Raw genomic sequence first — 14,599 nt, forward strand, 5'->3', positions numbered from 1 at the left:
GCTTCCTGTTATGCTTCAGAGGGAAATGTTGACGCATTTCCCTTTTTATTACCAGTAGCTCATGACGTGTTATACCTGCTCCTTTTTTTCATAACGGAAATATTACTGGTTTATAATGATATCAGTACCGTGGATGCTATAGTTAAATACAGCGGTCATTTGTAAGGCTTTTAAGGCCTGTTGTATCGTTTCCTGGGCAAATACGCCGGTAAATCTTAGTTGTTCGAGTTGCGGGTCGCTAAAGCGGATGGTAACGCCATACCAGCGCTCCATGCGGGCAGCCAGTGAAACGAAGGACTCGTCCCGGAAAACGAGCTTATTTTCCATCCAGGAGGTTTCTACAATGGCAGCTTTATTTTCCTCGTAGTAAGTGAGGTGGCGGACCTCCATCACCGGCTCATTGCCTTTGGTGTTTTCCTGTTGGATTTTCTCATCAGTAACCACAATTTTCTCTGCGGGCCGGAGAATAATCCGCTCTCCGGGCCGGTTATGCAGCGACGCTTCTATGCTTCCCTGTATCAGTGCCGCTTCCGTCACTTTTTCGCCCGGGTAAGCACGTACATTAAAACGGGTACCCAATACCTTCACATCCATCCGGGTAGTGTGGATAACAAAGGGATGCTCTGCATTTTTTGCCACTTCGAAAAAAGCCTCCCCGGTCAGCGTGATATCCCGGTTACCATTACCAAAATCTTTATTATAAGTGAGTTTACTGCCGGCATTCAGCCATACCTGGGAGCCATCGGGCAAATGTACTGCCGTGCGCGAACCATTCTTTGTCACCACTTCATTGAGTGCCAAAGGCGAGGCTGGTTTGCCCACCGGCCGCCACCACCAGGCAGCTGCTATCAGTCCGCCGGCCACTACGGCCGCTGCTGCATATCGCCACCATGACTTTCTTTCCTGTGCCTCCAGCTGGAAAATAGCTGTTTGTTGTTCTTCGAAGGATAATCCTATGTCAATACCTTTTTCCTGCATGCGGCTAATCAGCCGCCTGTGCGCATCTTCTCCCGCAGCCTGGTCATCGGCCCCAGGGTCTGTTTTCCAGATATCCATAATGGCTTCCACCGGAAAATGCAAATCGGGATGGGCCCGCAACAAGCTGCCGAGCTCCTGCAGCTCCTCTGCAGATGCTTCCCCGGCCAGTTTACGCCCCATCAATTCCCAGATACGCTTGTGATTCATAACGTTTTGATAGCTACTTCCTATACAGGTACCTGTTTTTACAAAAATCTACTAAAGGGAAATAAAAAAAATTTCCGGCGCGGGTAAAACCGGTGTTAACGAACGGGTTTCTTTAGCTGTACATTCAATGCCCTGGCTATTTTGGCTAACGCTACAGCCAGCTGGTTATCTATTGTTTTCACAGAAATATTTAAAATCTCTGCTATCTCTTTATATTTCAATCCATCTTCCCGGATCAGCTTAAAAATAACCTTACACCGGGGCGGTAATCCTTCAATGGCAGCAGTAATACGTTCCATCATCTCCGTGGTAAGCAGCTGCTGTTCGGGGTTCTGATGCGGACTGGCCAGCTCTACAGATAAGTCATCGATGGTAATGGATACCTGCTTCTTTTGTTTGAAGAGATACTTCAAAGCAGTATTCTTCACGCTTACATACAGGTATACCTGCAGGTTATTCACTTCTTCCAGCTGGCGCCGGCGCTCCCATAAGCTAATGAATACATCGGATACTACTTCTTCAGCTACTTCGGCTACTTTCACAAAAGACACGGCAAACTTCAGCAGCGGCGGATAACAATGAAGAAATAACTCCTTGTAGGCCAACTCATCATCGTATAAACTTATACGACGTTGCCATTCTTTTATTTCATTACCGTGGGCCATATTAATGGCTCAAAGTAAAGGAAAAAAAACTATTTGGGATCATACACTGCCACGGACACTCTCGAATCAGCACAACCGTAATATAAAAACCATTGATGCTTAAAGTATACCATGCCTTCTATAAACACGGTGCCGTCTTTGTACTGACCACTTTTTTCATACGGCTGTTGTGGATACAAAAAGGGAGTATCCAACCGCGTGATCATTTTAGCCGGATCATGCTTATCAAATAAAAATTGTCCCGCGCAATAAGCGCCGGCAGCATAACGGTGATCGCCTTTATCGCCGGTAGCATTCTTTCCATTGTACAACAGTACTATGCCTTTATCGGTATAAACGGCCGGTGGCCCGCATTCCGTCAGGTCGCTATCGAAATAACCTTTCCGGGGAGATGCCAGCTCGCGCAGGTTCCCTTTTTCATCCACGAGCGGCGTCCAGTCTGTGAGATTAACAGAGGTAGCCGCATATACATGGTGTTCGCCCCAATACATCCAGTATAACCCGTTTATTTTTTTGATGACCTGCCGTCCGTTTTTCAACGCTGTTAAAATAGAAGCAGACTTACTCGGAATGTTTAAAAATTTTCCCACATAGGCTTTAGCGAAAACAGGCCCGGTTTTTTGCCACTTTCTCAGATCCCGGGAAGTGGCAGCGCCGAGACGCGGTACCTGCCGGTTCCATTGCGTATACAACATCACATAGGTGCCCTCTTCCGTTACGGCCACCCGCGGATCTTCACATCCTCCCGGCCACTCATAAGGTCTTTGCGCATCATTGCCCGGGTATAATACCGGTTTTTGCTCTCGCCGGAAATGAATACCATCAGCACTTTCGGCATAACCTATCCTGGACGTCCTGGTACCGATACGGTCGCCGGTTAAATCTTCTGCCCGGTATAATACCACCACTCTATTATTCAGTACTGCCGCAGCGGGATTAAAAGTATAATTCCCCTCCCAGCTCACCAGCTGGTTACTCATGGGGTCCAGGAAGCGGGTACTGGTATCGGGAGAAATAACAGGATTGACTGCATCTGCTCTCACAAACGGCGGGAACGCCCACTGGGTCTTAACAGGAGCCGTTGTTGTTTGCGCAAACACGGCATTAAAGGTTAATAAACAATTGGCTACCAGCGTAAAAAAAATAGGCTTCATATTGGTGGAGGCATTTAGTACGCTTTAAAGATGAAATCTTTTTCCTTTAAACGCAATAGGGATATGGCAGGAATTATCCAAATGGCAGGAATTGTATATTTTTTGTCATTGCTGCCACCCTGTTGGTTATCTATTTTTGTATTAAATAAAAACAGAAACACATGAAAGTTGCCATCAATGGATTTGGAAGAATTGGCCGGATGACCTTACGCGCCTTACAGAACAAAACCGCCGTAGAAGTAGTGGCGATCAACGATCTGACAGATGCTGCCACCCTGGCTCACCTGTTTAAATACGACAGCGCACATGGGCATTTCCCTGGCACCGTGGAAGCTGGATCCGATACGATTACGGTGAATGGTAAAACCATTGCCCTGCTCAATGAAAAAGATCCCGCACAACTGCCCTGGAAAAAATTAGGTATCGACGTAGTCATTGAATCTACCGGGCGTTTTACCGACAGGGCCAAAGCGCAGGCACATATTGACGCAGGTGCACAAAAAGTGCTGATCACTGCACCCGCGAGCGGAGGTGTAAAAACGATCGTGCATGGTGTTAACAACGAATTAATCGGCAACGATAATATTTACTCCACCGCCTCCTGCACTACCGGGAGCATTGCACCGGTGCTGCTGATCCTCGATAAAGAATTTGGTATTACTTCCGGCTTTATGAGCACCGTACACGCCTTTACGGCCGACCAGCAATTACAGGATGCGCCTCACCGGGACCTGCGCAGGGCCAGGGCTGCTACACATTCCATCATCCCCACAACTACCGGCGCCGCCAAAGCCATCGGTGAAGTATTACCCAACCTGAAAGGTAAAATGGACGGATACTCTTACCGCGTGCCTGTCATAGATGGATCTATTGTGGATATCACCGTTAATCTCAGCCGGGAAGTATCCGTTGATGAGCTGAATACGCTGTTTAAACAATATGCCGCCAGTTCGCTGAAAGGCATCCTGGCCTATACAGAAGAACAATTTGTATCTGCCGATATTATTGGTAATACACATTCCTCTATCATTGATGGCAACCTGACCAAGAGCCTTGGCAAAACTGTTAAAGTGGTGGCCTGGTATGATAATGAAACAGGTATCTCCAACCGTATTTCAGAGCTGATATCACTGCTGTAAAACGTGATTGTTTTTGTTATTTTTGTTACTTATGTCCAGATCCCGCTCTTCTGCTAAAAAAACGGTGGTCATCGTTGCCACACCAGGTATCCTGCTATTGGATATTGCAGGCCCTGCTGATGTATTTTCCATGGCATCCAAAGAGATGGCCAACCAGGAAAAGGGATATGAAATTATACTGGCATCGGTGACTAAAAACAAACATATTGCCACTAAATCCGGTATCCGTATCGCCTGCGATATTTGTGTAACGGATATCAATTTTCCCATAGATACCCTGTTGATTGCCGGTGTTTCCCTGAGTGCCCTGGATAAAATCCCCGCCTCGTTTTTCACCTGGCTCACAGCACACTACCCGGGAATCAGAAGAATGGGCTCCGTGTGCGTAGGTGCTTTTGTGCTGGCAAAAGCCGGGTTATTACACAACAAGCGCGCTACCACGCATTGGGAACATTGTACCCGGTTGCAAGCGGCGTATCCTTCGTTAACGGTAGACAGTACTCCCTTTTTTGTGCGGGACGGAAATATCTATACCTCTGGTGGTGTTACCTCCGGTATGGATCTTTCCCTGGCATTAGTAGAAGAAGATTTTGGCAGGGAAGTAGCGTTGCAGGTATCGCGCCAGCTGGTACTTCACCTGCGGCGTGCCGGCAATCAATCACAGTTCAGTAACCTATTACCTTCTTTTGAACTTAAAAGTCCACTGATCAGAAGTATCCGCGAATGGCTGCTCAAAAACCTGGATCGCGAAATCCGGGTGGAGTATATGGCCGACCATGTAAACATGAGTCCCCGTAACTTTGCCCGGGTTTTTCTAAAAGAAACCCAGCTTACCCCGGCAAAATTTGTAGAAAAATTACGGGTAGAAGTGGCCCGTCAATACCTGGAAGACACCAATCTGAGTGCAGAACAAATTGCGGAAAAATGTGGGCTCGGTAACTTAGTTTCCATGCGACGGGTATTTATCAGGCACCTGCAAATATCTCCCAGCTTTTACCGGCACGCGTTCCGCACCACCCTGGCCACTGAAATGGCCTCCTAAACATTTGGTGCTTCTTAGCGAATGTTTTATGTTGGAGAGATAATTACCGGAAAACCTGATTATATGATGCGTATTTTTTTGAAGAAGTATAGCGCACTAACGATGCTCTTTTTGCTGGGCTGCCTGGCTAATGGAATGGCGCAAACCACCCAGACCATCTATCTCTCCAAATCCGATACTACTAAAAACAAGTTTATTGCGGTACTGCCTCCTGCTGCTGTAAAAACAACCGGCTACCTGTTCCTCGTACCAGGTGCTTTTGAGCAACCGCAAGATGTGCTGGCGCAATCCGGCATTCCTGCTGATGCAGCACAAAAAGGCATACTGGTAATTATCCCGGTGCTGGAAAATGGTAATGCAGGCCTGGCCATTGATGACGCCACTCAGCAATCGCTTAAAAAGATACTGGAGTATTGCATACAGCAATACCAGTTATCTGGCAAAAGTCTCTACCTGGGCGGGTTCTCAGCCGGTGGCGCCTGCGTGATGAAGTTTGCAGAATCGCTCGTAAAAAACAATACACCTGTTCAACCAAAAGCCGTTTTCACGATTGACGCACCGCTGGATTTTGAACGGATGTATCATTCCGCGCAACGTAACCTGCGGCTCGCACCCGGAGGCCGGGTAAATCCCGAACAAAAAATGATTGCAGGCTGGCTGGAACAGTATATGCAGGCCACCGCTAAAACCGGTACTGCCTTCTTTCATGAGGTTTCGCCCTATAGCTTTTCAGACACCACACAAGCAGCGGTAAAATTATTGCGCAACATCCCGGTTACTATTTACAGCGAGCCTGATATTGAATGGTGGATGCAAAACCGGGCATTCGATTACAGTACGCTCAACGCAGTAGATGGCGCTGCCATGATCAATGAATTACATTTACTGGGCAACAACAATGCACGGTTTATTGCCACGCGCGATAAAGGTTACCGGCTCCCCAATCATAATAAACATCCTCATTCCTGGAGCATTGCCAATCCAGCCGAAGTGGTTAGCTGGTTGCTGTCATTTCAATAACCGTGTCTAAATCTCATTACTATTCATTCATATATAAATCATCTTTTCCGCGTACAACCCCGATAACAGTAATTAACAATCCCCTGAAAGCGCCGTGCAGCCTGATCCGGGAAGGATCGCTATGGTACTGTACCTGGCAATTAACAAACTGGCATTTTATTTGGCTTAGTACCTATATCTAAATCATTGTATTATGAAAAAGATAGCATTTATTGCCTGTTTGTGGATGGTTGCCGGAATATTTTACACGAATAAAGCCAGCGCCCAGGTTCGGGCAAATATCAACATCAATATTGGCAATCAACCGATATGGGGTCCCGTAGGATATGACGATGCAGAATACTATTACTTCCCGGATATAGATGCCTACTACAATATACCACAACGACAATTCATTTATTTAGACGGTGGCAGATGGGTGTTTGGTGGGGCACTTCCCGGCAGGTACCACTACGATTTATACAGGGGCTACAAGGTGGTAGTGAATGATCCCCGGCCTTACCTTCATCCTGATATATATCGCGAACGATATGGCCGGTACAAAGGATGGTATGGAAAGCAAACCATCATCAGGGATAGCCGCGACGAAAGATATTACGAAATCAAAGACCACCCGATGCACTACAAATGGAAAGGCGACAATGGTAATCATAACGGATGGAGAAAAGGCAGAGGAAATGACCAGGGAGAAGATCATGGAAATGGCCGGGGCCACGGACGTGGACATGACAAGGACTAATACCTAACATTGCAGGCAACAATTACAAAGCCGTATAAATCGTTGGATTTATGCGGCTTCGTGTTTTATTTGTTTACTTTATTTTCCGGGCATACTTATATATACCGGGCTCTCACCTATGGTGAGCGTGATGGCCGCAGGGCCGGCAGAGGTAAAGCTTGCAGCCGGCGCAACACCATCGGTGGTGGCCATCCCGGTAACGCTGACCGGCAGTCCGGGTAAGTTATCCAGTGTTACGGATATTGATTTGGGTTGATACCCCTCTTTTTTATTGGTAGGCGTGCCGGTGGGCGACCAGGCTACCCAGATGCGGGCGCTGGGATTATCGCCCCGTTCAAACTCGTATACGTATAACTGGCCTTCCTGCTGTTTTACAATGCGGCGAAAGCGGTAGGTTCCCAGTGTTGCGTACAATTGTTTCACCGCCCAAAACGACATTTTGGGAACGAAGTGGCGGGTAAGCCCGGAAGACGCATGAAAGGAGGCTTCATCCTCATCGTTGTAATAATACAGGTAAGCCCGCTGCACATCGCGGGCGGCAAACGCCATAAACGAACGTACCAGGTATTGGGCCTGCTGTAAATCGGTAGCACCCTGCCAGTTTAATTTCAATGCCCAGTCTTTCCGCAGCTTCATGGCTTCCGGCGTACAGGCATCATAACCAAATTCGGTAATCCAAACTTCTTTCTGCGGTGCGTGCTGGTTGCGCCAGGCAATGGCATCGTCGATTACTTTGAGGTATTGTAAAGACTTATCTTCCGGGTAACTCCTGTTCCAGCTGTTTTCATTGGTAGCCGACTTTTCCATCGTGGGATACGTATGCAAATTGATAACATCATACAGGGGCAGTACAGACGTATCCTGGTACCGGTCATCTAAACCCTGTGAGTAATCATCTCCCTTACCTGCCACTACTGCCGGCGTTACTATTTTAGCCTGGGAATCGGCATCCCGGATACCCTGCGCCATTTTCTTAAAAAGCGTACTAAAAAGGGTGCGGTCGAATCGATTGCCCGGTTCATTATCGATTTCGAAAGAAGTACATAGTTTTTCTTTTCCCGACGGACCAAAGTAGGCGGCCATGGCCCTGGCATAATCATAGCCCCACTGTTCCTTACCGGCCCAAAGTGTTTTGTACTGCGGATTACCTACACCGAGGCTGAGAAACTGCAAACAGATATCCGTTTCAAACCCATCCTGCTTCCAGGGGCCGTATACATCGTCTTTCCAGTTGATATGATTAAGTGTATGGGGGATATTAAGCGCGTCGCCCGGGGCTTTGGCATCCCAGTCAATGTTATGATACATGCGCACCAGGCGGCATACCTGCCCGTATAAACCGGGTTTAAAGGTAACGTGCCCGTTAAGGCCCATGAAGTCTTTAAACAGGGGTTTATTGGCGACTATAGTGGTATCATCGAATACAGGTATCTTTTTACTGGCGGAATGAGAACAGCTAATGCCCACGCTCATCATACCGATCATCATTACCGCGAATATGTATTTCTTTTGCATAGGAATTTATTCTCCCATAAAATACTTAAAATTCCGGGGAATACCATGCCCTGAAAAAAGGAATGCGGCAGGAGTTCCTGCCGCATTCGCTGTTAAACATATCGTTCACTGTATATTACCAGCCTGGTGTTTGCTTATAAGCGCCATTACTATTGGTTACTTCAGCCGGGTTCATAGGCCATGCCATGTGTTTGTTAGGATCGAAGTTACGCTTTGGCCATACTTCCTGGATGGTATAGGGAGAAGCAGGATCTTTTTTGTTAGCGTGAATACGACCATGCAGTGGTGCATTGATCTTAGCATAATCTCCCCATCTCTTCAGGTCATGAAAGCGGTCTGTCCACTCGCAGGCCAGTTCTACCCTGCGCTCATGTTTCAGATCGTCCATAGTAGGATTTGCGATAGGCGCCAATCCTACACGGGCGCGGATTTCATTCAGCGGGCTGGCAGCTTCGCCACTTCTACCCTGCTGAATCAATGCTTCCGCTTTGAACAACAGTATTTCTGCGTATCTCATCAGCGGGAGGTTGAGCATAGTGGTAGGGTAATCCGGACTCGGATTGATATATGAGTTAGTACTGCTATTCCCATCCTGACCATAAGAATACGGCTCCATATACTTATTCATCTGGAAACCAGATAAGCTGTTGGTAGAGTAGTAACTAAAAGGTAGTCCGAAATAGGTGAACTTATCATTGAATTTCAAGATAGTAGCCTCACGACGAGGGTCATTGGCTTCATATTCTTCATATAATTCTTCGGTTGGTTGAAAATATCCCCAACCATTGAACAGGTTCCATCCTGTATTTTCCAGTACTACACCGGGGAATTCAGATCCTCCCTGTACACCAGAAGTAACAGACCACATGTATTCAGAGCTCCAATTATTAGCAATGGTAAAAACCGCTTTGTAATTCTGCAGGCCAGTCCCTTTATTGTTGATAAGCGCGCGGTGCCCTTCTGTTTTGATTTTATCGCAAAGCGCCGGAATCAGTCCCCATTTGCTGTTGTCGAACTGTGCCCAATAAGCGTAAGTCTTTACCATATATCCCCAGGCAGCTGCCTTGTGTGCTCTACCCTGATCATTTGCACCATAAGTTTCGAACAAAGGCAACAGATCTGCGGCTTTCTGCATATCGCTGATTACCTGTGCATAGTTATCTTTCACCGAAGGTAACTGTGGAGGTATACGTTTTCCGAATTGGGCATTTTCCGGGCCATCAAAAGGTACGCCTTGATCTTTGTGTCCCCACATATAAGCTACCCAGAAGTGTGCAAATCCCCTGATAAAGTAGGCTTCACCAAGTGCCTGGTTACGGGCCGCTTCCGTGGTATTTTTAGAAGCAGGTACATTTTGAATTACCTGGTTGGCACGATTGATCATGGTGTACAGATCATTCCAACCACCGGTCAGGTAACCTTCTCTACCGCTGGGGATAAAGTTTTTGATGTTGGCAGCATCGGCTTTGGAGCGGCCTACAATCAGGTCATCGCTCGCATCTTGTACCCAAAAGAGGTTTCTTCCCCAGGTAGACTCGTTACGCATGATCACATACATGTCTGCGGTAGCCTTTTTCAGATCATTATCACTTTGCCAGAAGTAGGCGGTGGTAGGCGCCCCGTTAGGTTTGGTATCTACCCATTTGTTACAGGCGCTGGAGCCCACCAGCATAGCTGCCAGTATAACTATATGATTGAATTTCGTTTTCATAATACTGTTTGCTTTGATCAGAATTTAACATTTGCACCCACAGAAAATACACGGGAAACCGGGAACTGTCCACCATCCAGACCTACGCCACCTACCTCAGGATCCATACCGGAGTATTTGGTGAAGGTGAGCAGGTTATCGCCACTGAAGTATACGCGTAATCCCTGGTTCCAGCTCATTTTCTTAAACGTATAACCTATCAGCAGGTTTTTCAGTCTCAGGTAGTTACCGTTTTCGAGATACCAGTCAGAGTTTGTCTGGAAGTTTTTGTTGTTATCGTTAGCGTTGATACGGGGGATATCAGATCCTTTGTTTTCAGGAGACCAGGCATCCAGTATTTTATTCCAACGGTTGTATCCTTGTTCAGAACCACTGAGGGTAGTCATTTTAAAGGCGTTGAACAGCTTCACACCACTTACGCCCTGGAAGAACATAGTGAGGTCGAAGTTTTTCCAGGTAACACCAGCGGTAAATCCGTAGGTGAGTTTAGGGAAAGCACTACCCATATAAACACGGTCAGCATCATTGATAACGCCATCACCGTTTTGATCTACGAACTTCAGGTCACCGGCCTTTGCATTTGGCTGGATCATTTTACCCGTCTTATCGGTATAAGCCTTTGCTTCATCATCAGACTGGAATATACCGGCAGTTTTCACCAACCAGTAAGCGTTGATAGGCTGGCCTACGGTATAGCTGAAAGGTCTTAATACATCGCGGTATGAGTTGTCATTATCTACGGAAGCAGAGTTGGGATTACCATCTATGTAAGTTACCCTGTTCTTTAAAGTAGCAATATTACCGCCGATGTTGTATCCTACAGCACCGATATTGTCATGCCAGTTAACAGCTACTTCGAAGCCTTTGTTGCTGATTTTACCCTGGTTGATGTAAGGAGCTCCCTGACCAAATGTGTTGGTCCATCCCAGGTTTTGTTGTTTAATCAGGTCGTAGGTCAGTTTATCAAAGTAATCGACAGTGATGTTCAGGCGTTGTTTCAGCAGGGCGATATCGATACCGATGTCTGTCTGTTGGGAAGTTTCCCAGGAAAGGGTGGGATTAAAGGCGTTGGCTATTGCCAGTGAGTTTACGCGTGGTGCTCCGTTCCCGATCTGGTAAGTGTAGTCAGGATTGAGTTTGGCGTAACCATAGTAGTAAGGAAGAGAACCAATATTACCTATTCTACCCCAGCTGGCTCTTACTTTCAGCAAGTCCACTCCTTTCACGTTAAAGAAAGGCTCAGAGCTGATTTTCCAGGCGGCTGTTAAACCGGGAAATCCTTTACCGCGGTATCCTTCTGTTAATCTACCGGCAACATCATAGCGGTAGCTTCCAGTAACGAAATAGCGGTCGGCCCAGCTGTAGGACAATCTACCTACATAAGAAACGTTCCTGTCTTTCCACTCATCGTCGGAAGGGAAAGTGCGGTCAAAAATGCTGGCATTGGTAAAAAACTGTGCCCAATCGGCTTCATTTTCGAAGCCCATAGCAGAAGCTTTAAAATTACGGTGCGAGCTTTCCTGGGCAGTCATGGATACCATAGCGCCAATGCTGTGGCGTTTGATCAGCTTATTGTAGTTCAGGGTATTTTCCCAGATCCAGTTGTAATCTTTGTCGGTAGAATAATCTAACTGGTTTTGGTTATTAGGCTTTCCGGGTTCAGTTCTTTTTGGCGTAAAACTTTTCCAAAATCCATTTTGCTGGCGATAAGAAAAGCGGTTGATATAAGTCAACCCGGGGATGATGTCTGAAATAGTTAATTCAGTAACTGACTGCAGATCATTTCTCTTGTTATAAGGTCTGTTTCTGAGCAGGGTAGCTACGGGGTTTACCACGTCGCCGTAGATACCGTTATAAGCACCATCTCTTGGACCAGTACCTCCAAATGTTCCGTCTGCATAATAAGGGGTAGCAGAGCGGGGCATGTAGATCGCGGAAGTGATTACACCGGTGTAGCCACTGGCTGTTTCAGCATCTCTGTTATCATTGTTATTCCAGAAGATATCCTGGCGCAATTTCACATGTTTATTAAACTGGTAGTTGGCATTTAATCTTAAGGAAATATTTTTGTTGTAGGTATTTAACAGGGTACCTTCTTCATTTTCATAGCGGGCCTGGAAGAGGGTAGAAAATTTATCGGTACCGGCATTTACGCTGATGTTATGTCTTTGTACGATACCTGTGCGGAAAATTTCGCCCATCCAGTCGGTGCGTGTTACCGCGCCATATGGATTTTTAGCAGGGTCCCATCCTTCCAAAGGCTGGTTGCCGGCGGTAGTTTGTGCCAGGTTGGATACTTTGGCTTCTTCCTCTGCCGTGAGTGATTGCAAAGTACGCCAAGCATTCTTCGCACCTACAAAACCAGTGTATTGTACAGAAGGCATTCCTTTAGTGGCCTGGCGGGTAGTAACGAGGATTACGCCTGCCGAACCGGCAAAAGCACCGTAAATAGCCGCGGAAGCTGCATCTTTCAGCACTGTTACAGATTCTACATCGGCGGGATTGAAGGGAGCACCGGGTACACCGTCAACTACGTACAATACGTTTTCTCCATTTTTGGATCCCACCCCGCGGATAACGATGTTATTCGCATTGCTGGTATGACCTCCATTGCTGGTTACCGTTACGCCTGGAACTTGTCCCTGCAACATATTAGGTACGTCCATTACGGGGCGTTCTTTCAGCTTCTTCATATCTGAGATCACAGATACGGCGGCGGAGAGGTCACCTTTTTTGGCAGTACCATAACCTACTACCACTACTTCATTGAGGCCGCTGCTGCTGATTTTCATGACAGCATTGAGTACATCGGAAGTACCGATAGCGACTTCAGTCATTTCGTATCCTACAGAGCTGAAGTTCAGCACTGCTTTATCATTATCTACCGTTACTTCATATCTTCCGTCTGCATCAGTAACTGTTCTGATTTTAGTTCCTTTTACCCAAACAGAAACGCCAGGAATAGGCTCTTTATTCTCTGTAGTAATTCTACCAGAAATTTTGCGTGTGGTGATGGCCTGCGTACTTTTTATTCCACCGTCTTTTTCTGCTTTTCTCAACAGGATGGCTTTATCGCTCACGCTGTATTCGATACCGGATTTGTTCCGGAGCAGGTTCAGGGCTTCATTCAACGTGATGTTATCAGGTTTGAAGTCGTTGACCATAATCTTGTCGAAGTCCTGCTTTACATAGTTGAAAGTAAAGCTGCTCTGAGAGCCTAGCGCACTTAGCACCTGGGAAAGGGAAGCCCTGGAGATATCCAGTTTCACTTTTTCATTCAATGCATTTTGCCGGGCAAAACCCATGGTAGCGGGCAATAACGCGCATCCTACCAGGAGGAATTGTTTGAGCCGGGATACAGCAGGCCCGCCGCCACGGGTGTGCTGATCTGCAGTGGTAAATTTCATTTTCATGATTTGATTGTTTCAGGAGTGATCACGCTTTTTTAAAAAATGGTAACCTGTCTGTTGGAAATACGGTATTGTTTACGACTGATATAACATAGGTTGTTGAGCATTTTCCCGAAGCTTTCCTTTTTAAAGCTGGCAGAAATGTATTTGTCGATGCCCTGGGTATTTTCCCATTTCACGCTGTAGCCATAATCAGCACAGAGGCGGGTTACCGCGTCTTTGAAAGGGAGGTCAATAGCATTGAAGGCGCCATTTCTCCAGGCAGCAACATCTGTTACCAGGGTGGAAGCCACGCCCAGTACTTTGTCTTCATTAAAATAAGTGGCTGTAGTACCCGGCTTCAGTACCGCTGCAGTTGCATCGGATTTACTCGCCTGTACCTTTACTTTTCCCTTTACCAATGATACGCGGCTGATTCCTTCGGCCGCATAGGCTTCTACGTTGAATTGGGTACCCAATACCTGGATGGCCAGGTCGCGGGTGTGAATTACAAAAGGCTTCCCGGTTTGTCCCTGTACGTCGAAGAAGCCTTCGCCGGTGAGTTGTACGCTGCGATTCTCTTGATTGAAATCAGATCTCCAGCGCAGGGTAGCGGCGGTGTTGAGCCATATATGTGAACTATCCGGTAATACCACCAGTTTAGCCACATTGGTTTTATTGGTCACCATATTATAATGGCAGGCCAACTGGGAGGTATGTCTTGCCGTTTTCCTCCAGAGATACCCGGCGCCCGCCATTAATAATATACTGGCGGCGGCAGTCCATCGAACCACCGGCCTTTTCCACCAAACGATCCTGGCGGAGGGCAAGTTATTGCGGAAATTTTCCAGGAACTGTTGCTGGTAATGGCTGGCATCTGCCGGCAGGATATCTTCCGGCATATCGCCCAGCCCATCGTACCAGCTATCTAATAAGGCCAGTTCTTCGGGAGTACATTTCCCTTCGTAAAATTTCTTTAAAAGGGCCTGGGCCCTGGGATAATTTTTTGGTGCCATCTCAGAGTTGAATACCCGGAGATC

11 protein-coding genes are annotated in these 14,599 nt (G+C 46.9%); 4 read left to right on the forward strand and 7 right to left on the reverse strand.

Annotated features, from left to right (window positions below; all coding sequences use genetic code 11):
- Positions 1-102: 102 nt before the first annotated feature.
- The 3 genes from HGH91_RS16265 to HGH91_RS16275 all read right to left on the reverse strand — a co-directional run bounded on the left by HGH91_RS16265 (position 103) and on the right by HGH91_RS16275 (position 3,004).
- Complete coding sequence (locus HGH91_RS16265) at positions 103-1,185, reverse strand: FecR family protein (RefSeq protein WP_168739857.1); 1,083 nt, start codon at positions 1,183-1,185, stop codon at positions 103-105.
- A gap of 95 nt (positions 1,186-1,280) precedes the next feature.
- The gene (locus HGH91_RS16270) at positions 1,281-1,850 is read right to left on the reverse strand and encodes an RNA polymerase sigma-70 factor (RefSeq protein WP_145675166.1); all 570 of its coding nucleotides are present in this window, start codon (positions 1,848-1,850) and stop codon (positions 1,281-1,283) included.
- Positions 1,851-1,879: 29 nt separating this feature from the next.
- Positions 1,880-3,004, reverse strand: coding sequence for a glycoside hydrolase family 130 protein (locus HGH91_RS16275; protein WP_168739859.1), 1,125 nt, complete (start codon positions 3,002-3,004; stop codon positions 1,880-1,882).
- A 161-nt stretch (positions 3,005-3,165) separates the two neighbouring features.
- On the opposite strand from HGH91_RS16275, the gene gap reads away from it, so the two are divergent.
- The 4 genes from gap (at position 3,166) to HGH91_RS16295 (ending at position 6,944) form a co-directional block, all read left to right on the forward strand.
- A complete protein-coding gene (gap, locus tag HGH91_RS16280) occupies positions 3,166-4,143 on the forward strand; it encodes a type I glyceraldehyde-3-phosphate dehydrogenase (protein ID WP_168739860.1) in 978 nt (325 codons plus the stop codon).
- Positions 4,144-4,174: 31 nt separating this feature from the next.
- Positions 4,175-5,185, forward strand: coding sequence for a GlxA family transcriptional regulator (locus HGH91_RS16285; RefSeq protein WP_168739861.1), 1,011 nt, complete (start codon positions 4,175-4,177; stop codon positions 5,183-5,185).
- A 63-nt stretch (positions 5,186-5,248) separates the two neighbouring features.
- Positions 5,249-6,205, forward strand: coding sequence for an alpha/beta hydrolase (locus HGH91_RS16290; protein WP_168739862.1), 957 nt, complete (start codon positions 5,249-5,251; stop codon positions 6,203-6,205).
- 193 nt (positions 6,206-6,398) lie between these two features.
- Positions 6,399-6,944, forward strand: coding sequence for a hypothetical protein (locus tag HGH91_RS16295; protein WP_168739863.1), 546 nt, complete (start codon positions 6,399-6,401; stop codon positions 6,942-6,944).
- Between the two features lie 78 nt (positions 6,945-7,022).
- Here the strand turns inward: HGH91_RS16295 and HGH91_RS16300 are convergent, their stop codons facing one another.
- The 4 genes from HGH91_RS16300 to HGH91_RS16315 all read right to left on the reverse strand — a co-directional run bounded on the left by HGH91_RS16300 (position 7,023) and on the right by HGH91_RS16315 (position 14,575).
- Positions 7,023-8,459, reverse strand: coding sequence for a hypothetical protein (locus tag HGH91_RS16300; protein ID WP_168739864.1), 1,437 nt, complete (start codon positions 8,457-8,459; stop codon positions 7,023-7,025).
- Between the two features lie 115 nt (positions 8,460-8,574).
- On the reverse strand, positions 8,575-10,170 hold the full coding sequence (locus tag HGH91_RS16305; RefSeq protein ID WP_168739865.1) for a RagB/SusD family nutrient uptake outer membrane protein: 1,596 nt from the start codon (positions 10,168-10,170) through the stop codon (positions 8,575-8,577).
- Positions 10,171-10,187: 17 nt separating this feature from the next.
- Positions 10,188-13,583 (reverse strand): SusC/RagA family TonB-linked outer membrane protein, encoded by a 3,396-nt coding sequence (locus HGH91_RS16310; protein ID WP_247651759.1) that lies wholly within the window; start codon positions 13,581-13,583, stop codon positions 10,188-10,190.
- A gap of 32 nt (positions 13,584-13,615) precedes the next feature.
- Positions 13,616-14,575, reverse strand: coding sequence for a FecR family protein (locus tag HGH91_RS16315; RefSeq protein ID WP_168739866.1), 960 nt, complete (start codon positions 14,573-14,575; stop codon positions 13,616-13,618).
- Positions 14,576-14,599: the final 24 nt, after the last annotated feature.

The sequence above is a fragment of the Chitinophaga eiseniae genome (assembly GCF_012641265.1).
Lineage (GTDB): Bacteria > Bacteroidota > Bacteroidia > Chitinophagales > Chitinophagaceae > Chitinophaga > Chitinophaga eiseniae_A.